The organism is Microbulbifer sp. MLAF003 (genome assembly GCF_030012965.1).
GTDB classification, from domain to species: Bacteria; Pseudomonadota; Gammaproteobacteria; order Pseudomonadales; family Cellvibrionaceae; genus Microbulbifer; species Microbulbifer variabilis.
In genome coordinates this window covers 4395319-4417680 of sequence record NZ_CP120232.1, presented here as the reverse complement: position 1 = coordinate 4417680, position 22362 = coordinate 4395319, and the positions used below count along the sequence as shown (strand labels likewise).

Annotated in this window: 19 protein-coding genes; 15 read left to right on the top strand and 4 right to left on the bottom strand. The window is 50.2% G+C overall.

Going from position 1 to position 22362, the window contains the following annotated elements; genetic code table 11:
- The first annotated feature begins 46 nt into the window (after positions 1-46).
- Positions 47-1393, top strand: coding sequence for a cell envelope integrity protein CreD (gene creD / locus P3339_RS21180; RefSeq protein ID WP_282951803.1), 1347 nt, complete (start codon positions 47-49; stop codon positions 1391-1393).
- 36 nt (positions 1394-1429) lie between these two features.
- Here creD and P3339_RS21175 read toward each other — a convergent pair whose 3' ends face one another.
- Positions 1430-1891, bottom strand: coding sequence for an EVE domain-containing protein (locus P3339_RS21175; protein WP_282951802.1), 462 nt, complete (start codon positions 1889-1891; stop codon positions 1430-1432).
- Between the two features lie 120 nt (positions 1892-2011).
- Here P3339_RS21175 and P3339_RS21170 point away from each other — a divergent pair, with 120 nt between their 5' ends.
- The 13 genes from P3339_RS21170 (at position 2012) to P3339_RS21110 (ending at position 18322) form a co-directional block, all read left to right on the top strand.
- On the top strand, positions 2012-3100 hold the full coding sequence (locus tag P3339_RS21170) for a sensor histidine kinase (protein WP_020411555.1): 1089 nt from the start codon (positions 2012-2014) through the stop codon (positions 3098-3100).
- 4 nt (positions 3101-3104) lie between these two features.
- Complete coding sequence (locus tag P3339_RS21165) at positions 3105-3920, top strand: LytR/AlgR family response regulator transcription factor (protein WP_020411554.1); 816 nt, start codon at positions 3105-3107, stop codon at positions 3918-3920.
- A 292-nt stretch (positions 3921-4212) separates the two neighbouring features.
- Entirely contained in the window at positions 4213-7308 is a 3096-nt protein-coding gene (locus tag P3339_RS21160) for an efflux RND transporter permease subunit (protein ID WP_282951801.1), read from the top strand.
- On the top strand, positions 7305-8429 hold the full coding sequence (locus P3339_RS21155; RefSeq protein WP_282951800.1) for an efflux RND transporter periplasmic adaptor subunit: 1125 nt from the start codon (positions 7305-7307) through the stop codon (positions 8427-8429). Before P3339_RS21160 ends, P3339_RS21155 begins: the two co-directional genes overlap by 4 nt.
- Before the next feature lie 96 nt (positions 8430-8525).
- Positions 8526-9122 carry a DUF6515 family protein gene (locus P3339_RS21150; protein ID WP_020411551.1) on the top strand — a complete coding sequence of 199 codons (597 nt, stop codon included), beginning with the start codon at positions 8526-8528 and terminating at the stop codon, positions 9120-9122.
- Between the two features lie 118 nt (positions 9123-9240).
- Complete coding sequence (locus tag P3339_RS21145; protein WP_282951799.1) at positions 9241-11406, top strand: mechanosensitive ion channel domain-containing protein; 2166 nt, start codon at positions 9241-9243, stop codon at positions 11404-11406.
- A 148-nt stretch (positions 11407-11554) separates the two neighbouring features.
- Positions 11555-12967, top strand: coding sequence for a rhomboid family intramembrane serine protease (locus P3339_RS21140; RefSeq protein WP_282951798.1), 1413 nt, complete (start codon positions 11555-11557; stop codon positions 12965-12967).
- 77 nt (positions 12968-13044) lie between these two features.
- Positions 13045-13512, top strand: coding sequence for a cupin domain-containing protein (locus P3339_RS21135; RefSeq protein ID WP_282951797.1), 468 nt, complete (start codon positions 13045-13047; stop codon positions 13510-13512).
- 20 nt (positions 13513-13532) lie between these two features.
- A complete protein-coding gene (locus P3339_RS21130; RefSeq protein ID WP_282951796.1) occupies positions 13533-13898 on the top strand; it encodes a thiol-disulfide oxidoreductase DCC family protein in 366 nt (121 codons plus the stop codon).
- Between the two features lie 409 nt (positions 13899-14307).
- Positions 14308-15597, top strand: a complete 1290-nt coding sequence (gene pepB / locus P3339_RS21125) for an aminopeptidase PepB (protein ID WP_282951795.1) — start codon at positions 14308-14310, stop codon at positions 15595-15597.
- Positions 15598-15812: 215 nt separating this feature from the next.
- On the top strand, positions 15813-16250 hold the full coding sequence (locus P3339_RS21120) for a DUF3667 domain-containing protein (RefSeq protein ID WP_282951794.1): 438 nt from the start codon (positions 15813-15815) through the stop codon (positions 16248-16250).
- Complete coding sequence (locus P3339_RS21115) at positions 16195-16947, top strand: hypothetical protein (protein WP_282951793.1); 753 nt, start codon at positions 16195-16197, stop codon at positions 16945-16947. The genes P3339_RS21120 and P3339_RS21115 overlap by 56 nt, the downstream gene beginning before the upstream one ends.
- Positions 16948-17596: 649 nt before the next feature.
- Positions 17597-18322 (top strand): CARDB domain-containing protein, encoded by a 726-nt coding sequence (locus tag P3339_RS21110; RefSeq protein WP_282951792.1) that lies wholly within the window; start codon positions 17597-17599, stop codon positions 18320-18322.
- A 60-nt stretch (positions 18323-18382) separates the two neighbouring features.
- Here P3339_RS21110 and P3339_RS21105 read toward each other — a convergent pair whose 3' ends face one another.
- Positions 18383-18658 (bottom strand): hypothetical protein, encoded by a 276-nt coding sequence (locus P3339_RS21105; protein ID WP_282951791.1) that lies wholly within the window; start codon positions 18656-18658, stop codon positions 18383-18385.
- 571 nt (positions 18659-19229) lie between these two features.
- On the opposite strand from P3339_RS21105, the gene P3339_RS21100 reads away from it, so the two are divergent.
- Positions 19230-20177 carry a GlxA family transcriptional regulator gene (locus P3339_RS21100; RefSeq protein ID WP_282951790.1) on the top strand — a complete coding sequence of 316 codons (948 nt, stop codon included), beginning with the start codon at positions 19230-19232 and terminating at the stop codon, positions 20175-20177.
- Positions 20178-20515: 338 nt separating this feature from the next.
- Here the strand turns inward: P3339_RS21100 and P3339_RS21095 are convergent, their stop codons facing one another.
- The gene (locus P3339_RS21095) at positions 20516-21529 is read right to left on the bottom strand and encodes a zinc-dependent alcohol dehydrogenase family protein (protein WP_282951789.1); all 1014 of its coding nucleotides are present in this window, start codon (positions 21527-21529) and stop codon (positions 20516-20518) included.
- Entirely contained in the window at positions 21529-22074 is a 546-nt protein-coding gene (locus P3339_RS21090; RefSeq protein WP_282951788.1) for an SRPBCC family protein, read from the bottom strand. Before P3339_RS21090 ends, P3339_RS21095 begins: the two co-directional genes overlap by 1 nt.
- Positions 22075-22362: the final 288 nt, after the last annotated feature.

Below are 22362 nucleotides of genomic sequence, written 5' to 3'. Positions count from 1 at the left end.
GCCGCTCAGACTCAGCAGATCGAAATTCGACACTGAGGTCTGAACCATGAACCGAACCCTGGCATTTAAATTGGGCGCGATCGCCTTTTTGGTGTTATTGCTGTTGATACCGCTGACTATGATTGGCGGTTTGATCGATGAGCGGCAGCGATACCAGGGAGAAGTACTTCGGGATATTGCCCGAAGTTCCAGTTACAGCCAGAAAATCGTTGGGCCTATTCTGATAATGCCATATACCAGAACAGTGCAGCACCTGAAGATAAACGACCAAACTGGCGAACGTTATCAGGAACAGCGTGAAACCAGTGGGCGGCTGTATTTTCTGCCGGAGCGATTTATTTTTGATGCCGAACTGGGCACCGAGCGCCGCGCTCGGGGTATTTATGAGGCGCTTCTTTACCATAGTGATAGCAAGGTGAGTGGGGTGTTTCGGTTGCCACAGAAGTTGGGTTTGGGTGAAAAACTGGATCAATATCGCTTTGATGCACCCTTCCTCTCCGTTGGTATCAGTGATATTCGAGGTATTCGTAAAGACCTGAAATTGCGTTTGAATAACGAAAGTCTGGAGTTCGCGCCCGGCAGTGGTACCTCTATGCTTGGCGCGGGTGTTCATGCGCAACTGTCCATGATAAATCCAGAGGGTGGTCAGGACCTGGAATTTGCCTTTGATCTGAACTTGCAGGGTACCGAGCATTTGCAGTTGGTGCCGGTAGGTCGCGATAGCCGGGTGATGCTGGCTGCTGACTGGCCCCACCCCAGCTTTATCGGCGAGTACCTACCGAGTCGCCGAGAGATCACCGATCGCGGTTTCACTGCCGAGTGGCAGACCAGTTTCTTTGCGACCAACCTGGAAGAGGTGTTGCAGCAGTGTGGGAAAGATAGCGAGTGTGCAAATTTACTCGGGCGCAGCTTTGGCGTCAGCTTTCTTGACCCTGTGGATCAGTACCTGAAGACTGATCGGGCGATTAAATATGCACTGCTATTCCTCACTTTGACCTTTGCCACTTTCTTCCTGTTTGAAGTACTCAAGCGACTGTCCGTGCATCCGGTGCAATACGCACTGGTGGGTTTGGCGCTGGCGTTGTTTTACCTATTGTTGTTATCGCTGTCGGAGCATATTGCTTTTGCCAAGGCCTATGCAGTTTCTGCAGCAGCCTGTGTCGGCCTGATTGGTTTCTATACCAGTTCTGTGTTGCGAAGCTGGCGTCGGGGTTTGGGTTTTGCCGCTCTGCTGGCAGCGCTTTACGGACTCCTGTATGGATTGCTCAGTGCTGAGGATTACGCCCTGCTGATGGGGTCACTGCTGGTATTCGCGGTACTTAGCTGCACTATGGTGTTGACCAGAAAACTTGACTGGTACAGCGTGGGACGTTCCCCTCACGAAGATAACTAAATTACCCGCAGCGGCGCCAAAGGCGTCGCTATGCCGTCAGCTTAGTCCGAGTTCGAGAATAGTGTCCCACTCACTTGCTTTTACAGGCTGTATCGACAAGCGCCCCTGCTTAACCAGTACCATCCCCTCAAGTTCAGGGATCTTCTTGATTTCGGCCAGTGGAACAGGTCGTGCAAACTCACTGCGCCAGGTTACATCGACACAGTACCAGCGAGGATCGCTGTGGCTGGCCTTGGGATCGAAGTATTTGCTCTCAGGGTCGAATTGGGCCGGGTCTGGATAGGCGGCCCTTACCACTTCGGCGGTACCCACCACCGCTGGCACCTTGCAGGCACTGTGATAGAACAATACTCCATCGCCCACTGAGACCTGATCGCGCAGGAAGTTGCGCGCCTGAAAGTTGCGGATTCCATCCCAGCGTCCGCTGCCAGTGTTTTCGGCGGCGAGGTCCTGCAGGCTGTATTCGTCCGGTTCGGATTTGAATAACCAGTATGACATGCGGCAGTTTGTCCCTGTGCTGCGCCGGTTGGTGTTTCGCCGGCGATCGACCCCATTTAGTATGAAGCCATACAAAAGTGTCAAATCGACACCATATTTTGATGTCTTCAGCGGGAGATTATGGGAAATAAAGCATTTCAGTGGCTTTCACAGCGCCTTTCGAGCCATAAGTCCCAATACTGGGCCCTGCAGCTCAGCGGTTGGGCCGGCTACACCCTAATGACTTTTATCAGTAGTTTTTTCTGGGTAAAAGACCACTGGGTCCATTCGGGCTATATCGCCATGGCCACCACTGCCGGGATTTTGCTGAGCGGTTCCATGCGCTATGGCTTCCAGCGCCTGTGGAACAAGCCCCCGGCAACCCGTTTCCTGGGGTCACTGCTCTTGGTAGTGCTGGTAGCCGCGCTCTGGGCAGCCATCAAGTTCGGAGGTTTTTTGTGGTTGTACGGTAAAGTGAGCGATGAAAACCCGGTTTGGCAAGCCACCTACTGGTTTTCCTATTCATTTATGATTCTCACCACCTGGGCGGCACTGTATTACGGCATTAAGTATTATCAAACCTCGCAGACCCAGCAGGCGAAGGCCCTGCGTGCTGAATCTATGGCGCACCAAGCCCAGCTGAAAATGTTGCGCTACCAGTTAAATCCCCACTTCCTGTTTAACACTCTCAATGCCATTTCCACACTGATCCTGGATAACGATGGGCGCACCGCCAACAATATGGTAATGCGTTTGTCACAGTTCCTGCGCCACTCCCTGGACAACGACCCCATGCAAAAGGTCACCCTGGCCAAGGAGGTGGAGGCACTGATGCTCTACCTGGATATTGAGAAAGTGCGCTTTGCCGATCGTCTCGGTGTGCGCCTGGATTTACAGGGAGAGTCGCCTCAGGCGCTGGTGCCCAGCCTGTTGCTGCAGCCTCTGGTGGAAAATGCGATTAAATACGGCATTTCCCAGTTGGAGTGGGGCGGGGAAATCGGTATCAAAGCGCGGGTCTTTGCTGGAGAGCTTCTGTTGGAAGTCACAGACAATGGTCCAGGCATGTCGGAAAAGGAGTTGCGCCTGATTGGCAAGGGCTATGGTGTTGGCATTCGCAATACCTGCGAGCGCCTGCGCGCATTGTATGGCGAGGATCAGAGAGTGCGTTTCCGCAATCGCCCGGAGGGCGGCCTGTCGGTAAACATTCGCATTCCCTATGAACAGGAATAACGAGATGAGTGCAGTTGAAAACCTGACCGCAATTATTGTCGATGACGAACCCCTGGCCCGCCGTGGCCTGCGGCTGCGCTTGGAGCAGATGCCTGGTGTAAAAGTGGTCGCGGAGAGTGGTAATGGCCGAGATGCCCTGGAAAAAATTCTCGAATTCGGGCCCGATGTGGCTTTTGTGGATATCCAGATGCCGGGCATCAATGGGCTGCAGCTTGTGCAACAGATTCCTTTAGAGAAGTTGCCGCAAGTGGTGTTTGTCACTGCTTACGATCAGTACGCTGTAGAGGCGTTTGAAGTTAATGCAGTGGACTATGTATTAAAGCCCATTGAAGAGGAGCGTTTAGCGTTGGCGCTGGCGCGCGCTCGCGAGAAAATGTCCACTGCAGATATTGCCATCCAGCGTGAGCAATTGCTGGAGGCTGTGGCGGATTTAACCAAGGAGTCTCCGGAGGCCTTAGAGCAAAAGCTGGTGAGTGGCCAGTTTGCCGGTAGTGCCTATCCAGACAAAATTGCAGTTAAGGATTCGGGGAAAATCACCCTGGTCCCAGCGCGAGAGATTGACTGGATTGATGCTGCCGGGGATTACATGTGTGTACACGCTCAGGGTGAAACCCATGTCATGCGTATCACCATGAAAGAATTGGAGCAACAGCTGGACCCTAAACTATTTCAGCGTATCCACCGCTCCACCATTGTGAATTTGAGCCGCGTGCGCGAAATTAGGGCGCATATAAATGGGGAATACCATTTGGTTTTGGATAATGGTGAGTGCCTGAAAATGAGCCGCAGCTACAAGAGCAAAGTGCAGCACTTCCTTTAACTTTCCTGTGGGCCACATCATTGGAAAATATCGGATGTGGCCTGATCGATAATTCCCGGCACTTGATCGCAAGTCTCTTGTTTGCCGTTTTTATTGCATTAGCCTTCACACTGGTTGGTCCGGCAAGCTTTTTCCGGATGAATTACGCGGCATAGGACAGTGCAGCAATAGTGTGAGCCCAAAAGCATGAAGTCTGTGTAAAAAGCTGCATGGTTTTTTCGGAAATCAGTAAACAGGGGCGGGAAGCTCCGTCTTATTCTGTATTTATAACTAAAAAACAAGGGCCTATGGAATGGCGCTGACGAGAGCCGCTTTGAAAAACCCCGCCGCAGCCGGCGTGGCTGTGGTATTGGCTGTATTACTGGGAGCTTTTCTTGCCAGTCGCCTGCCGGTACAGCTTTTCCCCGATATAGAAAACCCCCGTATTGCCATCCAAGCTGGCTGGCGTGCCGCCGCGCCGAAAGAGGTGGAGGCGGAAATAGTCGAGCCTATCGAATCGGTACTGCAGGGCCTCACTGGCCTGGAAACCATGGAGGTGAATGCAGGTCGAGGCGGCGCCTGGGTGAACCTGGAATTCACCATGGGCACCGATATGGATAAGGTGCTGATCGATGTGATCAGTCGTATGAGCAGCCTGCCGCCACTGCCGCGGGATGCGGAGCCGCCGAGGGTTATGCTTGGAGGATGGGGCGGCGATGCCACCGCTCTCACCTATTTCTTTTTGCAAAAACTGCCTGGTAACGCCAATCACCTCGATGACTATGCAGGTCTGATTGAGGATGTACTGCGGCCGGAGCTGGAGTCTGTACCGGGTGTTTCCAGTGTGGAAGCTCAGTCCGGTCGCGCCGCACAGGAGGAGCTGCAAGTCATTTTTGACCCCTGGAAAGCGGCTGAGCTGGGCATTCAGTTGCCGGCGATCAGCCGTCAGCTGGCCTCGGCGCGGGACGTCTCTGGTGGATTTACCGATGTGGGGCGTCGCCGCTACACATTGCGTTTTGTCGGTGAATATGAGCCGGCCGATTTATCTGAGCTGGTGCTGGAGTGGCGCGATGGCCAACCGGTGCGACTCGGCGATATTGCCGAGGTGCGGGTTGGACCGTCTGAGTCCCGTGGGGTTACAACGCAGAACGGCAATCCTGCGGTATCTATGCGCATTAACCGCACCAACGACGCAAATATGCTTGCCACCCTGGAGCTGGTAAAGCGGAAAGTTGCGGAGCTGAACGAAACCAAACTGAAAAACGAACAGCTGGTGCTGGTGCAGTCCTTCGATGCCTCGGTGTTTGTTTACCGCGCCCTGAATTTGCTCGGCGGCAATCTGATACTGGGCATACTGCTGGCGGTAGGGGTGCTTTGGTGGTTCTTGCGGCGTATGCGTGCCACCCTGATTGTTGCGGCGGCGATCCCTATTTCCCTGCTCTCGACCTTTGTAGTGCTGTCCGCTGCCGGACGCAGTGTGAATGTCATCTCCCTCGCCGGCCTCGCCTTTGCCACAGGTATGGTGCTCGATGCCGCGATTGTGGTGCTGGAAAATATTGTGCGTCTACGGGAAAAAGGCCTCGGCCCCGAGGAGTCATCAGAGCAGGGAGCCGGGCAGGTTTGGGGAGCACTGTTGGCGAGCACAGCAACAACTGTGGCGATCTTCCTGCCGGTATTTTTCCTCAATAGTGTCGAAGGGCAGGTATTTGGGGACTTGGCTCTGACTATTGCCGTGGCAGTGGTGTTTTCCCTACTGGCCGCTGTGGCAATAGTGCCACTGGCGGCGAAGCTTTGGCTGCCCCCTATTTCCAGCGAGGATCGCCTGGCGCGCGTTTGGGGAAAAATCACTTCCCAGGTAATGGCACTAACCAGCACACGCGCTCGTCGCTGGCAGGTCATAGGTGGCTTCCTGTTGGTACCTGTTGCCGCGACATATTTTCTTTTACCAAACCTCGATTATTTACCCCCGGTAAAAAGGGATGCGGTGGATGTGTGGATGAATTTCCCTTCGTCCACCAACACCAAAACAATCGAAAAGGAAATCGTCAATGAGCTGGACCGGCGCATGGCACCCTATATGAGTGGTGAGCGGGAGCCGGCCCTGAAGAACTATTACATTATTTCCTGGCCCAATGGCGGCACCATGGGTGTGCGCGTTAAGGATATGGACCAGGCCAAGGAGATGGAGCGGCTGCTGCGTGAGGAAATCCTGGTGGATATTCCCGATTTTCAGGGATTTGCTGCCCGCGGCAATCTGTTTGGCCAATTCGGTGGAGATCGCCGGATAGCTTTGCACTTACAGTCGCGCGATGCCGATGGCCTGATGCGTGCCGCCGCCCGTGGTGTGGAAGTCATGGAAGAGGTGATGCCGGGCACACCGGTGCAGACCAATCCGGGGCTTTCTTTATCGGAACCTGAGCTAACTGTGCGCCCGAACGACCGTGCAATGCTGGAGCAGGGCTGGAACCGTCAGGATATGGGCAGCTTGATTCGCACCCTGGGTAATGGTCTCTATGTGGGCGAATATTTTGACGGGGAAAAACGTCTGGATGTGATTTTCAAGGCACAGCCCTGGAGCACCCCGGAGCAGTTGCAGAATACCCCGCTGGTCACGCCCCGCGGTGAGGTAGTGCCGCTCAACCAGCTTGCCAATGTTGAGCGCACTGTGGGTCCGGGCAACCTGCGCAGGGTGGATGGTCGCCGCACTATTACATTGAATATTGTGCCGCCCGATGATGTGTCCCTGGAGGAAGTTCGCGCGCAGCTGGAGGCGGAAGTGCTGCCGCAAATCCGCGAGGCTCTGCCGGATGATGGCAGTATTCTGGTGGGTGGTAATGCCAGTGATCTGGATAAGGCCCTGGTATCCCTGTCACAGAATTTTGTTTTGGCGTTGTTGATTCTATTCCTGTTGATGAGTGCCTTATTCCGCTCTTTGCGTGATGCTGGGCTGGTTTTGCTCACCGTGCCACTTGCCACGGTGGGTGGAGTGTTGGCTCTACAATTCCTGAATTTAATTGGCTTCCAGCCTCTCGATCTTCTCACCATGATTGGCTTCGTTATTTTGCTGGGCCTGGTAGTGAACAATGCCATTCTGCTGGTGCACCAGACCCGTGCTGCGGAAGATGCCGGCGCTAGCCGGGTAGAGGCAGTAGAGCAGGCATTGCGCCTGCGTCTGCGCCCGATCTTTATGAGTACCCTGACCAGTGTGTTCGGTATGTTACCCCTGCTGGTCGCGCCGGGTGAGGGCAGTGTGATCTATCGCGGGCTGGCTGCGGTGATCGTCGGCGGCATGGCAGTCAGTACCCTATTTACCTTGATATTGTTGCCGGCGCTGCTGCAGACCGGGCGTGTGCCACTACCGCAATTTACCCGCCTGCGCCAAAGATTGGCTGTGAGGAGTTCCCAATGAGAAAGTTTTTAGCCGGGGCCGCCTTGTCCCTGCTCATCGCCGAGCCGGTTTTGGCTCAGGGCGGGGCAGTGGCAGTCACTGTCGATAGGGCGCAAACCCGTGAAGTGGTGCCGAGCCAATGGTCTGCCGGGGAGGTGGTGAGTCGTCGCGATATCCTGATTTCCTCTGAATTGGATGGCGTGCTGGAATTTGTCGCCGAGCCGGGCAGCCTGGTGAAAAAAGGCCAGCGCCTGGCACAGCTGGATGCCACGCACTGGCGCCTTCAATTACGTAACAGCGAGAGCCGGATAGCGCAATTACAGGCACGCCTCACTTATATGGATGCCCAGCTGCAGCGGTTGAGCAAGCTGGCGGAAACCAATAGTACTTCGCGCTCGGCGCTGGAGGAACAGCACGCCGAGCGCGAGGCAATGGCCCAGGATCTGCTGGCTGCGCAAATTGAAAGAGACAGGCGAGCTTACGAACTCTCCAAAACCAAAATTGATGCGTCTTTTGATACTTTGGTGGCGAGCCGTGAATTACAGGCAGGGGAGTATGTGCGCACAGGTTCCGAGTTATTGCGTGCCCTGGATATGTCGCAACTCGAAGTGGAAGCGGATATCCCGCTAGCCGCTCTGCCGTTGATCGCTGCTGGCGATACCATAGCCGTGCGCAGTGATGTGGTATCTCGCTCTGAAGGAGAGCGCACCAGCGACCAGGTTTTCACTGGCCAGGTGCGCCAGTTTGTACCCGTGGCCAGTGATAATTCGCGGCGGGTGAAGCTGATGGTGAAGTTACCGCAGAGCGCACCACAACAGTGGGACTGGATTGTAGGAATGCCGGTCCAGGTCGCTGTGCCCCTGGCCGAAGCCCGCGCGACTATGGTGGTGCCGCGGGACGCTCTGGTTCTGCGTAATGGTGACACCTTTGTATTCCGCGTGGGCGATGAGGATAAAGCGGAGCGCTTGTCGGTCCGTATTGGTAGCGGTGATGGAGAGTGGATAGCCGTTTATGGTGACCTCGATAGTGGTGACCGGGTGATTGTTCGCGGTGCTGAGCGCCTGCAGCCGGGGCAGGAAGTGAAGATACTCTCAGAGGTGGTACGTGATGAGGATGGTACCAGTATTGAGGGGGATAGCTGACCAGTTTTACGGTCACAGTTTTATTTAAATAAATTGGGGAACAATGTTCTCTGACAATACACTTCTGCGACACTTAATTGCTCGTCGAGGTGTCTCATGCGTTTCCTGTTTGCGCTGCTGTTAATGACTATTACCTCAGCACCCCTAGCGGAAACGCAGGCGGAGCGCCTGCCGGATGGGGCGCGCCTTGTTGAAGCCAATGATGAGATTTATTTCTACGTGGGTGGATACTTCTATCGCCAGGGGCCGGATGGGTATACCCGAGTGGAACCGCCTCTGGGAGCTAGGGTGCCGGAAGTACCTACGGGTACTTCATTTTTCCTAAATGGAAAGGACTACCGGCGGGCGGGCAATGGCACCTTTTTTGAGTTTGACCCGCAGGACAACCAATTTGTCGTAGTCACACCGCCAGCTAACTGGCGCAATTACAATCGCAATCCCCTCGCACGCCAGGTGGAAATCTATCAGCGAGCCTACCCACCCAAGTATGAATCTCCCCGGCGTGTTAGTCAGCTGCGCAGTTTGCGCAGTTCGGATCGTAACATCGGCCGCAGGGAACTGTTTTGTAAGGCCAGGGCCGCCAATCTTGTGAGAAGTGTGCACCAGCCCGGCAGGGTGTCAGTGATCAGCTCGCGCGCCTATCGCAGGCAGTACCTCAATTGTATGCGTAAGTATGGTCGTAGACGTTATTGATACCACTTTGAGCCGTCTGTCCCTGGAGTCTGGTCGCTCTCGACTACACTGAAATATATGCCCTCGAGGGGGCATATTTTCTTCCTCGCGATTGTTTCTCCACGGACAGATGTAATCTATGGCGGGCGCTGGCGGTTTCTCCCTCCTTCGAAAGAATTCCACTGAATGCCCGCTGCTTCGCCTGCTTTCTCTCTTTACTCTCCTCATTGTTGTCGCGCTATTCTCTCTGCCCGCAAGTGCACAACTGCCTGGATCGAAGCCGAAGGAATTTAAACCGGAAATTCCCGACTTTGCTGAACCTTCCGCGGATTGGTGGACGGGATGGAGCAATGCCTCACCGGAGCAGCGACGCGAGTGGTTGGACGCATTGCAAACTGCTTGGTCTGAGTGGGAAGGAGAGTTACCGGAAGACGACGAAGCACTACAAAAAGGCGCGAAGAAAATTTCCCAGAGCCTGGATGGGATAGAGATAACCTGGAAGAAGCGTCAGGAATATTTAAAAGTAGAACTGATGCCGGAGGTGAAATTCCCGGAAAATCCGACAGTACTCGACTGGGCCAGAGCGGACTCGGCAATCAGTCGTGGGCGGCGACGTTTGAGTGGGGTACAGCTGGAGGCGCGGCAGCTGCGGGATACCCGCTCCCAGTCCCTGTCGCAGTTGCGCAGGCAGGTGATTGTACTGCGCGATGCCAAAGGCAAGGAGGAAGATGAAGCGGCGCAAGCACTGCTGCTGGCCCAGATTAATCACCTCAATATTATTGAGCAGCTGGCGACAGTGAATGATTTCCTCGGTACTTGGCAGGAGAAAATTGAACTGGCTGAAAGCAAGCTGCGACGCATGCTCGACGATCTGCAATTCAGCGAAAAAGATGCCAAGGAACTCGAAAAAGCTATTGCTGATACAGATAAGAAAATTGAGCGTATAGCCGCAACCCGTACCAGTATACAGAGTACCACCGAGCCCTCCACCGACCCCGATACCAATATGAAAAAAGATCTCACCCTGATGCAACTCGAGGTGGATCTGCTGGAGGAGCACCTCGGCAAGCGCAAGAGCGAATTGCTGCAGTCTATTAACACCGTACTGGACCCGGCGGCAGAGGAGCGCCCGTTAATTGTCAGCAGGGAACTCTTGGAGAATGCAAATACAGTGATTGATGCTACGTCGCGGGAACTCGCTATCCGTCAACGCCAAGTGGTGGCCTGGCGGGGCGAAGATGAGAGCGAGGACCTCAGTCGCTGGTGGAATTATTTTGAACGGATCGGCAGTGGTTTGGCTCGGGCCAACGACCTGGAGCAGGATATCCAGCGCTATGAAAAAGCACAGCTGGAAGTTTACCGCGAGCGCCAGGGTTGGTGGGCCACAGTGCGTGAGCGTGTCTCTCTGGCTGCCCGCCAGGTATACAAGCGCTGGCGCACTTTGGCTGATTACCAGTTATTTACCATCGCACAAAACCCGATTACCCTGCGTCTGATTGCCAAGATGATATTTGTCTTGGTGTGTGCCTGGCTCCTGTCGGTGTTGACCAGGGCTTTCTTGCGCCGCCTGGTGCGCAGGGAGCATGCCAGCGAATCCTCCATGTATAACCTGAGCAGGGTGTTGCACTACACCTTTGTTGCAGTCGCCCTTGTTATTGTATTGAGTATGCTTGGGCTGGATACATCCAAGCTAGCGCTGGTGGCTGGTGCGCTCTCCGTAGGTATTGGTTTTGGGTTGCAAGCCATTTTCTCCAATTTTATTTCCGGGCTTATTTTGTTGTTCGAACGGCCCTTGAAGGTGGGAGATTTGGTGGAGCTGGAGTCTGGTGTCTTTGGTCGGATTCGCGACATCAACGTGCGTTCTACCCGTATTACCACTCGGGACAATGTGGATATCCTGGTGCCTAACACCGAATTTGTTGCCGGTCGTGTAATCAACCATACCCTGGATGATCCGGTGCGACGTATCCATGTGCCTTTTGGTGTTTCTTATTCCTCAGATCCAGACCTGGTACGTGAAGCAGCGCTGGAGGCTGCTGACCGGGTCAATATCACCCACACCGACTGGAAACGCAAAACCGAGGTTTGGTTGATGGAGTTCGGTGATAACTCGCTGAACTTCAAGCTGGTCGTGTGGGTAAACAGCAATATGGTCACTTCTTTGGGGGACTCATACGCGCTTTATAACCTGGAGTTGTTGAGAGAGTTTCGCGAGAAGGGGATCGAGGTGCCTTTCCCACAGCGGGACCTACACCTGCGCAGCTGGGATGTACCGGCCATTATTGGCCGAGCGGCTCGGAAATAGGCCAATAGCACCGCGGCGGGTATTCAGCCTCGGCGAATATGCGTAGTATTTTCCCTGCGGCCGATGTGACAATCGGCCCCGTCCAATTCACTTTGTATTGCTGCGTTTTGCTACCGGGCGCTCGAGCAATAGTAACAAGGAAACGCCCGTGCTGATCATCCCTATCGAGAATAAGCCGGACTGGCGCCGCCCGCCGTTGATGTGCTTTGCGTTGATACTCGCAAATTTACTGGTATTTATGTTTTACCAAGGCGGTGATGAAGCTCGTTGGCTGGAGGCTGAAGATTACTATTTTGCCAGTGATCTTCCGGATCTGGAGGAGCAGCGTTTTCTGATGTATGTCGATGAAATGCATCCCGAATGGCGCCTACAGATGGATGCGGAAGGCGAGGAGTTTGTCTACCGGGAGCTGCTGTGGAATCCGGAGTTTCACCACTGGCTGTTACCTAAATTAGAGCTGGAAGGGCAAACCCTGTGGCTGCAGCAGCGCGAGCACTTTGCCGGGTTACGTGATCGTATCAGCAGTATGGCCTTGGGCCTAACACCGGCGGAGCCGAGTATTGGAGGCATGTTTGGGCATATGTTCCTGCACGGAAGTTGGGATCATCTTATCGGCAATATGATTTTCCTGCTGCTATTTGGTTTGTCGGTAGAGCTGGCGCTTGGCGGGCTCTGGTTTATCACACTCTATTTGCTTGGGGGCCTGGCCGCTGCTGGCTTACATATGCTGGTGGAGGCTGGTAGCTATGTGCCAATGGTCGGTGCTTCTGGAGCCGTGTCGGCGATTATGGGAATGTTTGTCGCTATCTACGGAGTGCGGCGCCTGCGTTTTTTCTACACTGTTGGCTTTATGTTTGGCGAATTCAGTGCCCCGGCACTAATGGTATTGCCCTTGTGGCTCGGCAAGGAAATTTTCGGCTATCTCTACGGAGATGCCGGTATTGCTTACTGGGCTCATACCGGTGGCCTTTTGGCTGGTTTTGCCTTGGCGCTAATGTTGATTTACTGGCGTCCGCCAGTCCAGGTAATGCCAGAAGAAGAGGAAGAACTGCCGTCGCCACAAAAAAGTGCTCTCACTCGTATCGATCGCTTTCAGGAGGAGGGCAAATTGTTGGAGGCCGCCGACGCTGCGGCCGCTGCGGTGCGGCAGTACCCGGATTTTTTGCCGCTCATCCTGCGCTATATAGAACTGACCGCTGTTTCCCCGGATAGTGAGGCCTACCACCGCGCCAACCTGGCACTATTTTCCCAGGCGGCCAATTCGCGGATTGATACTTATGTCCTGGCAGATGGATATCGCAGCTATTTGCAGGCTACTCAACAACCTCACGCATTGAGCTCTAAAGCGTGCCTGTTAATGGCACGCCGCGCTGCGGAAGCTAAAAACTGGCCGTGGTTGGAGGAGCTGCTTCAGAGACTAATTTCACAGGGGGTACAGCACCCATTAATACCCAAGCTCGGTTTGGCCCTGGTAAATTATTACCGGCGTATGGGAGAGGAAGGCAGTGCGCGGAAAATGAAAGAATTAACCCAGGCAGTGGAGATACAGGGGCAGTCCTAGTAGCGACCTTTTAAATTTGGTAGGGAGAGCACAATTTTTAGGTCACCAGTAAAAGATTGGATAGGTTAAGGAAAAGCATGAGTAAAAATATTCTTAAGAATGAAGAAATTCTGGAAATGGAAGGCGAAAAGAAGGTGCACTTCCTCAATCCAAATGCCGTGCGCCGCAATAAATCTCTCGGAGATATGACCGGAATTACCGGTTTTGGATTTCATGTTATTGAAATAGAACCGGGTTATGAGTCTACGGAATTTCACTGCCATCAATTCGAGGATGAGTGTGTTTACATCCTGCAAGGTCAGGCGCAAGTTCAAATTGGTGAGAAGGTATACGGGGTATCGGAAGGGGATTTTATTGGTTATCCGGCTGGTGGACTGCCACATGCAATGAAAAATACCGGCACTGAGACCTTGCGCTGTATTGTAGTGGGCCAGCGCCTGGATCATGATGTGGCCGACTACCCCAATAAAAGTAAGAGGATTTACCGCAATAAAGGGCTGCCCTGGGAGCTGGTAAATCACGATGATATCGAGAAACCCAGGTAAATTGACCGATTTCTTTCCTCATGACCGCCAAGATTCGTGTTTTCTATAATTCCGCCTGCCCAGTGTGCAATGCGGGTATTAGTGCTCAAAAGAAAAAGCTGAGTACCTGTGAAGTAGCCTGGGAAGATGTACATCTGGATAATGCCAAGGCAGAAGAGCTCAATGTGGACCTAGAGTCTGTGCGTGAGCGTTTGCACGTGATTGATACACAAGGGAGGCTACAGGTTGGTTTCGAGGCGTTTATTACAATTTGGGAGAACTCCCCTGGCGAGCATTGGAAAGCAAAAGTGTCCAAGGTTCCAGGAGTGCGTTGGGGACTCAACAAAGCTTACAATGGATTTGCCCGCTGCCTATATCTGTGGAATAAGGCTTTAAAGCACTGGTGATCTCTTCTGTCAGATCGATCAGTTTGTGGTTTCTGCGTTACTCAAAACTTTCCACTGGCTGTGTGCTTGGTGAGTAGCAAATAAACAGCATCCAGTTGTGGATATTTTCCTTGTGAAGGCTATTTAGCATTTGTGCTACCAGTTGGTAACTGTGTTGTTGATAGAGCAATTGGAGCAGGGCGTGACAAATTCCCAGCTTTTTACACTAGAGTGGATTCCATGGCGAGATAAAGCTCGGTTGCTTTATTAGGCCTATTTAATATTGTGTGGAGAGAAGAAGACGGTAGTAATACTCTTTGAGAAATTTATCGTTGGGATAGTGGCGTAGTCGTCGAGTATTTTTGACGTACTGTTAGAATGTAAAAAGAACTGCAAAAAATTGGCATAAAGGTTTCAAGAAAGGTGTTGTATGACAAAAGCTATGCGCGTTCAGCTGGTTGAAGGTAAGGCAGGTGATCCGTGGGGCGATTCTGCGCTTTTGAGTTTTACTGGTGGCGATGCTTTTATCCATATTGGCGCAAGCAATGGTGCCTCTTTGGTAGCTGCACAACGTGCAGCTCGCCGGCTGGATGGCATGGGAGTAACCGAAGTTGCCCTGAGTGGCGACGGCTGGGATATCGAAAGCCGCTGGGCCTTTTGGGCTGGTTATTTCAATCCCAAGGTAACCAAGACTATCCATTGGGGCTCAGAGGATGACGAAGAGATAAAAGAACTGGCTGCCCGCGAAAGTGCCGCACGTTGGGTACGCGAGATTACAAACGGCACACCGGATGATGTCTCTCCCCGTGTACTGGCAGAAAGTGCTGCTGAAATGTTGCAAAAACTCGCCCCTCAGGCCTTAAGCTACCGGATTGTTGCGGGAGATGATCTGCTGCGCGAGGGCTTTGTGGGTATCCATAACGTGGGCCGTGGTAGTGTGCGTGAACCGGTGATGCTTCAGGTGGACTACAACCCAACCGGAGAGGATACTGCGCCGGTAGATACCTGTTTGGTGGGCAAAGGCATTACTTTCGACTCCGGTGGCTACAGTATTAAACCGTCAAGTAACATGGCCACCATGAAGTCTGATATGGGTGGTGCCGCCATGGTCACTGGTGGCCTCGCTCTGGCTATTGCTCGCGGTTTGAACAAGCGGGTGAAGATGTACTTATGCTGTGCTGAAAATCTGGTATCCGGTCATGCTTTCAAGCTGGGCGATATCATTAAATACAAAAATGATGTCACTGTGGAAGTACTGAATACCGATGCCGAAGGGCGTCTGGTACTCGCCGATGGACTAATCGCGGCCTCTGAGGAGCAACCGCGCTGGCTGCTAGATGCTGCTACCCTGACGGGTGCTGCGAAAATGGCTGTGGGGCGTGATTTTAATTCCGTATTCAGTTTTGAGGATGAAATGGCCCGAAAAGTCCTGGATGCTGCAGCTCAGGAAAACGAAAAAGCCTGGCGGTTACCTTTAGAAAATTTCCATCTGGAGCAGACTCCCTCCAGCTTTGCGGATATATCCAATATCGGTATTGATGGCAGTCCAGGCGCCTCCACCGCAGCGGCTTTCCTGGCTCGCTTTGTGCCCAATGAAGGCCGCAACTGGGTTCATATGGATTTATCCGGTTCCTACCAGCCAGCAGCTAACGATCTTTGGGCCACTGGTGCCAAGGGCCACGGCTTACGCACTATCGCGCGCTTTTTACAGGAAAATTGACTCTTATTGCCGCACAAAACGATTACTGAGACAGTAGAAAAACGCGTCTATTATAAGGCGCGTTTTTCTATTTGGGACCGATGAAATTGGCACAGCTGGTGGTCCAGTGTTTTGTTGAATCCAGTGTGATTAATATCCAGTGGCTAGTTAACCAGCAACAATGAATTTTGTAATACTATCCGCGCTCTGGTAAGAAAATAAAAGGGGAGATGTAAATGAGTACCTCTGGGGTAACAGAAACGAACTCGGTGAAGCAGATTCGTTGCGCCAACTGCCAGACTGAATTACTGGGGCCACACTGCTACTCCTGTGGCCAACCTATTAAGGGGATGGTTCGGCACTTTTCTTCTATAATAGGAGACCTTTTTGACACCCTGCTAGCATTAGACTCCCGTATCTGGAAAACCCTGCCATCACTTCTTTTTAAGCCTGGCTTTCTAACCACTGAATACTTTGCAGGTCGCAGGGTACGTTATGTCAGTCCTGTACGTCTGTTTATTTTTTTGTGCGTAACTACATTCTTTGTAGTGCGTATGAGTAGCGACTGGAGTATCAACTTCGGTGCTGATAGTAGTAGCTCGAAAGAGGCAGTTAATATTGCTGAAAAAAGTAAACGACGCCCTGGATACAGTGGAGCAGGCAAAGTTAGCTAATGCTAATAATCCAGAACTTTTAGCTGAGCTGAATAAAGTTCAACTAAATTTGACGGATGATACTGAGGCGTTGCAGGATGAGGCAGCCACTATTGAAAGTGGAACAAGTGAGCCGGAGAAATTAACGAAAGCTGAGGTTACCTCGGGCTTAAAACAGGCAATTACCGAAGTAGACCGGGATTTTTTAGAAATTGATGGTTTACCGGAGGGGTTCACGAATTGGCTTGATAAAGAGGTTGCCAGGGCACAAGATAATATTGCACGAGTCTCCGATGACCCAAATCGCTTTAAAAAGGCGTTTCTGGGTTCTCTTCCCTCTACGTTACTTATTTTGGTGCCACTCTTTGCACTAATGCTTTGGGTAATTTATCTCTTTAAGCGCCGCCTCTATATGGAGCATCTGATAGTCGCTCTTCATAGTCATGCCTTTATTTGTTTTGTATTGTTGCTGGTGACTTTACTGGGAGATCTTCAAGATTGGCTAACTAACTACAGTTTGATTGATACTTTATGTAATTGGACCCTGGTAGCACTTATCTTATGGATACCTATTTACCTTCTGCTTATGCAAAAACGGATTTACCAGCAGGGTTGGATTATAACTCTGATGAAATATTGGGCATTGGGTATTTTGTACCCTGTATTGTTGATATTTGGTGCAACCCTGACAGCCCTATATACTCTTGCTGAACTTTAAATATTGAAAATAACGAATTGGCTTTCAACGTTAACGCTCCTTTATCATAGAACGATGATATAAAAAACAGAATACACTTATAAGAAAATAGTAATCCTGGGAAAATCTAATGCAGTACTTTCTGTGATTGCTTTGGAGTGACTGTTGCTAAGGGAATCATCAATTCGCCTGAGTTTGGGGTTATATTTTGCTCTAAAATTTGATGCTTCTGAAATTAGTATATAAAAAAATCAACAAATAAGATTAATTTAGGTTGTACTTTTATAATACGTTGTTTTCTATTCTTTTCCCCTAGAAGTATTTTTGTTGGGTGGGTAGGGTTAGTTGAAGTGAGTCTGTATGTGAGTAGTTTAGCGCCAGTAACTGTTTTTGGCTCGTTTAAAGAGTTGTACCGCTTATTTCGATCGAGGTAAATATCTTTAAATTATTTGTTTTTGAATTATAAGCAGGCTATCAGGAGCTATTTCACTAGAAATATATCCTTACAGTGCTTATACATGAATTGAAACTACGCCATTATTTTTCGATAGTACATAGAAATTTATAAATGCCTTCTTAAAATCGGTTTGCTCATCAAGTAATCCTGAAACTCTTACCAGTTATTGATTGAGCATATTTTTTGATATTAATATTTCTTAGGGAGGATGATATGTTGAGGCATTTATTAGCTCTTTTGGCTTTAGGATTAACTTGGTCCTTGGTAACTGTTAGTTATGCAGATCCAATCCAGGATCTGAGTATGCAGAACTACGAGGCGGGTTGGTATCCCAATTTTTGGCAGGGTCAAGGTCCTTTGACCTGTCGTAGAACCTGTTCGATCTGGGTGGGAGGTGTGCCAGAATCAGAAATGACTAAGGATATGACTGAGGAATTTGAGCGCACTAACGTTTGTAAAATTACGCGAGATCCGGAAATTATTGAAAAGCCGATTAATGATCCGCTTTCCCATTGGCTCTATGGAAATCAATTTGATGATAAAGCCAACTGTTATGTCGGTACGCCTTATGGAGTGAAAGAGGATGATCATTATATGTGCTTGTGTGTTTGCGACAAGCCGGACTTAGTGGTGAGTAAAATATATGATCCAGTTTGGGATGGCGGATCGGGCCAGTCGGTGATAACCGTGGATATCACCAATGTCGGCGCATCGGCTTCTATAGCCAGTTTTGCCCGACTGATAGACCCAGATACTCTGGCAAATGATGTTCAGGCTACGCCGGTTATTGCTCCGGGAGCAACTGTGACACTGGTTTTTACTTTGGGCTATTGGGTGTTTGATCCAGATGCGCATCTAGAAGTCACAGCCGACTATAAGGAAATAGTCGAAGAGTGTGATGAGACCAATAATACCTTGGTGTACAGTAAGCAAGGATAAGAATATTTAAATAGGCCTCCCCAGAACAGTGATTGGGGAGGCTGGGATCAGATTAATGAGTTAGCGGGCGAGATAAACGTTAATTACTTGGCAATTTTGTTTATTGACTGTAGCAGTGGGGGAACCCCCTTCTTTCAATTTCTTGTCGAGCTTTTTTAGGACTATCAAATACATACGTGGATAGTTACGCACCAGATAGTCTTTCTTATTGGCGCTTTGCCAAGGGTATTCATAAGTAATAGCAGCTACGCCTCTAGCGAGCGCTAAACCATCGGTGCAGGTATCTGGGGTTGCACTGGTTGCAAGCAGGGCTATAGCAATAGAAGAAAGGCTCATACTCGTTTGGCTACAGTTTGAGAAAAAGTGGTACATCTCGACGAATAAGCCCGAGTATAGCGTAAGGTAGGAAATATCTATAGTACATGGCTCTAGATGCCTATCTATTTAGACGACGAAGTGATTGAAGCATGACTCAGGTGAAACTTAATCTATTTATGTGGCTAGAGGAAATTTCAGGTGCGTTTCAAGTTGGAATTTAATAGAGCTCGTTTGTTGATGTATCATCTTTGGCATAATCCAAGTGAAGCCAATAAAACAAGTATCGCTCTCAGGTTGAGATTCAGATTATTTACTTTCTCGTAAGGCTTTTACATTCAACTTTAAAATTCTTAGGTGAAATAATCTATTTCATTAACGGCAGTAAATAATCGAACTGCCTAAAAGCAGTAGACTTTCATCTCTCCTTAAGACCACATCGTCATGAAAGCCACCATCAAAGCCAGTGAAGTATTTGATATTAAGGTTTTACGATCTTTATGAGTTAGGAGTATTAAATGTCTGTTTAGGCCGTATTTGTGTCTTTTCCGACTTGGATGAGGGTTTAAAATGCAGTCACGGAGGAGGCATTATGGCTAAGAGAATAGGTTTTTTTATTGCTAATGGGTTCCAAGCTTTAGACCTTTTTGGTCCCCTGGATGCATTTATGGAGGTAAATAGCTTTGTAAGTGAGGCTTATATTTGTAGCCTGATTGGCCTTGAGGCCGGCCATGTCAAAACCGCTTATGGTCAGTCTCTAACTGTAGACGGCGATATTTATCAGTTACCTCAGTTGGACTACTTGGTTATCTGTGGTGGAATTGGCATGCGGCAACTAGAGCTGAGCTCCAAACAGCTCAATGCGCTAAGGTTAATTGCAAATAGTGCCAGTAGGGTTGTGAGTATTTGCACCGGTGCCTTTGTTTTGGCTAAGATCTTCCCCGAGCAGAGCCACAGAGTTACTACACACTGGCGTCATTGCCAGCAACTGGCTCGGCAGGCCATTAATTACCAGGTAGAACAAGATCCATTGTTTATTGAAAGTGGAGTGATTTGGTCCTCCGCTGGTGTTTTGTCCGGTGTCGATTTGGCCTTGGAGATTATTCGTCGGGATCATGGTAATACGATTGCAGCGAGTGTGGCGAAGGAGCTTGTCATATATCTGCAGCGTCGAGGAGGTCAAGCCCAGTACTCAGACCTGCTTCAGGTACAGTCTGGCGATAGTATGCGTCTCAACCCATTATTGGAGTGGTTGGCTGAGAACTACCAGAAATCTATCAGTGTTCCGGACATGGCGGAGAGAATATCAATCAGTGAGCGCCAGCTTACTCGCTTATTTAAACGCCATTTGCAGAGCACACCAAGCCAATATCTAAATCAGATACGTCTAAATCGCGCGAGGGACCTTATTACTTGTGAAAGTCTCAGCCTGGAACAGGTTGCTTTGCGCGTCGGATTCGCTAGTTATGATAGCTTTCGTCGTGCGTTTTATGCCCAATTTGGGGTATCTCCCTCCTACTTCAGCAGAAATCATGGTTAAACAGAAATTTCTTTGTGCATTTGGGAAAATAAATAACCCACTAGATCTGCGATCACTGGATTTCCTGTTTCCGCCGTTATGTGTAAGAGCAGCTTAAAACGTAGCGAAAGGAAACTTTTTATTTCTACTGGGTCTTAGCTACACAATATCTTCCGAGAAGCTGACGTAATCATTTCCTGGCTTATTCTCATAATTAATAGATACTCGGATAGTTATCTATCCCCTTGTTAAGTGAAGTCAGTAATTCTCTATTTAAATTTAGTGGAGAGTTTTTAGCTTATCCCCGCATCAGGGTTTTAAAATCCTGTTGCGGGAGGTAAAAATTTTTTTAAAAGTAATTACCACTCTACACAGATTTTTCCAAAGTGTGACCCTTTGGCCTGGTGCTCGAAGGCCTTTGCCAGATCAGTAAAGGGGAGGGTTTTATCAATTACCGGATGGATATTATTGGCTTCCAATGCGGCCACATAGTCTTGTTGCTCACAGCGATTTCCCACAACAAGCCCTTGTAAACGGGCTTGTTTACCCATCAGCAGGGCGGTTGGAATTTCACCCTGCCTCCCAGTCAAAACACCAATCAGTGAAATATGCCCACCGACCCTGACTGATTGAATCGATTGTTCCAAGGTGGCAGGGCCGCCTAATTCAATAATATGGTCGACACCTTTTCCATGGGTTAACTCCAATACTTTTTCTGACCACTGGGCATGGGTTCTATAGTTGATACCCTCAGTCGCCCCCAAGGCTTTTGCCCGCTTCAGCTTCTCATCAGATGACGAAGTCACGATCACTTTAGCCCCTAGCATGTTGGCAATTTGAATCACTGCTATTGATACGCCACCGGTGCCGAGGGTTAATATGGTGTCACCTGGCTTCACTTTGCCGTCACTCACCAGGGCTCGCCAGGCAGTGAGGCCGGCTGTAGTGATCGTGGCGGACTCTGCATGGCTCCAGCCTGTAGGTGCGAGGGTAAATGCGTTGGCGCTACGAACAACATACTGAGCAGCCATTCCATCAATACCATCGCCCGGCGTATTGCCGAAGCCCCAGACGTTGTGGCATGCAGGCCCTGCTTGCCACTGGGGAAAGAAACAGGAAACTACAGAATCGCCAACTTTAAATTCACTCACACCTTCTCCAACAGCTTCCACTGTGCCGGCGCCATCTGACATCAGGATGCGGCCGTCTTCCGTGGGTATACTGCCGTTGGCGACAAGCAAGTCATGGTAGTTAAGTGAAGATGCGCCAATAGCAACTCGAATTTGATTTGGGCCTGGCTCCCCTGGGTCTTGCATATCGCTTAAAGATATGTGATTCAGTCCACCAGGTGCTTTTAGTGTCAGTGCTTTCATTATTTTCTTCCCTTAATCTTAAGTGCCTCTGTTCTCAGGCCCTCTAGCCAATCTTGGTGGCCATTAATCATAGGGTTAGGTCGTGTTTTCGCTAATTCAATGGCTGGTAAACCATTTTGTGTTTCCTGGGTGAGGATACGTACTCGGTCGCCGGATAGATCTTCTATTAACCAGGCGTGGTGAACATCTAGACGAGCATCTCCTTCACCAGCCCATCCATGCCAAGCTACTCGCGCGGGCTGCCCTTTGACCGGGGCAAGGTACTCTACACAGCGCGCTTCAACCGGAAAGCCGAAAGTTTCAAATGAAAACCGCGTACCCTCTCTCAATTCAGGCCCCAGCCCATCCTGGAATTGGATATTGGCAGAGTTCGCATAGTAGCGGGGCCATAGCGATGGGGTGTTGAGTAATGGCCATATATCCGTAGTAGATAATCCGGCGACAATTAGCTCATTAGAGCAATAGTTATCGGTAAATCCTGGAACAAAGCCCTGAGGCCAAATAATTTCACTCATTGTGATTTTCTCGATTTTGACACCGGCCATTCACTTATTCCCTGCGGGTTTACCGGCATCTCGTTCAATCTTGCAGGTCTACTTCAGGGAGTTCATAAGATCATAATGGCGGATAAATATAAGTCTAATTTTAATTTATAATTTCTTATATAGCCAAATCTTATATCTGATTGAAGTGTTGAGTTCCCCCAATAAATTTGATCAGAGGGTTAAAATTACATAAACCAACAATTGTTTAATTAATTAAAAAGTATTTGGCGTTCTTGTCTGCTTCAAGCTGCTATAAGTATTTAGCAGACATACACCGCTGGTTAACTG

What these genes read in the sequence shown, in the direction of transcription:
- creD (WP_282951803.1), top strand. Translation starts at nt 47, where the DNA reads ATGAACCGAACCCTGGCATTTAAATTGGGCGCGATCGCCTTTTTGGTG.
- P3339_RS21175 (WP_282951802.1), bottom strand. Translation starts at nt 1,891, where the DNA reads ATGTCATACTGGTTATTCAAATCCGAACCGGACGAATACAGCCTGCAG.
- P3339_RS21170 (WP_020411555.1), top strand. Translation starts at nt 2,012, where the DNA reads ATGGGAAATAAAGCATTTCAGTGGCTTTCACAGCGCCTTTCGAGCCAT.
- P3339_RS21165 (WP_020411554.1), top strand. Translation starts at nt 3,105, where the DNA reads ATGAGTGCAGTTGAAAACCTGACCGCAATTATTGTCGATGACGAACCC.
- P3339_RS21160 (WP_282951801.1), top strand. Translation starts at nt 4,213, where the DNA reads ATGGCGCTGACGAGAGCCGCTTTGAAAAACCCCGCCGCAGCCGGCGTG.
- P3339_RS21155 (WP_282951800.1), top strand. Translation starts at nt 7,305, where the DNA reads ATGAGAAAGTTTTTAGCCGGGGCCGCCTTGTCCCTGCTCATCGCCGAG.
- P3339_RS21150 (WP_020411551.1), top strand. Translation starts at nt 8,526, where the DNA reads ATGCGTTTCCTGTTTGCGCTGCTGTTAATGACTATTACCTCAGCACCC.
- P3339_RS21145 (WP_282951799.1), top strand. Translation starts at nt 9,241, where the DNA reads ATGGCGGGCGCTGGCGGTTTCTCCCTCCTTCGAAAGAATTCCACTGAA.
- P3339_RS21135 (WP_282951797.1), top strand. Translation starts at nt 13,045, where the DNA reads ATGAGTAAAAATATTCTTAAGAATGAAGAAATTCTGGAAATGGAAGGC.
- P3339_RS21130 (WP_282951796.1), top strand. Translation starts at nt 13,533, where the DNA reads ATGACCGCCAAGATTCGTGTTTTCTATAATTCCGCCTGCCCAGTGTGC.
- pepB (WP_282951795.1), top strand. Translation starts at nt 14,308, where the DNA reads ATGACAAAAGCTATGCGCGTTCAGCTGGTTGAAGGTAAGGCAGGTGAT.
- P3339_RS21120 (WP_282951794.1), top strand. Translation starts at nt 15,813, where the DNA reads ATGAGTACCTCTGGGGTAACAGAAACGAACTCGGTGAAGCAGATTCGT.
- P3339_RS21110 (WP_282951792.1), top strand. Translation starts at nt 17,597, where the DNA reads ATGTTGAGGCATTTATTAGCTCTTTTGGCTTTAGGATTAACTTGGTCC.
- P3339_RS21105 (WP_282951791.1), bottom strand. Translation starts at nt 18,658, where the DNA reads ATGAGCCTTTCTTCTATTGCTATAGCCCTGCTTGCAACCAGTGCAACC.
- P3339_RS21100 (WP_282951790.1), top strand. Translation starts at nt 19,230, where the DNA reads ATGGCTAAGAGAATAGGTTTTTTTATTGCTAATGGGTTCCAAGCTTTA.
- P3339_RS21095 (WP_282951789.1), bottom strand. Translation starts at nt 21,529, where the DNA reads ATGAAAGCACTGACACTAAAAGCACCTGGTGGACTGAATCACATATCT.
- P3339_RS21090 (WP_282951788.1), bottom strand. Translation starts at nt 22,074, where the DNA reads ATGGCCGGTGTCAAAATCGAGAAAATCACAATGAGTGAAATTATTTGG.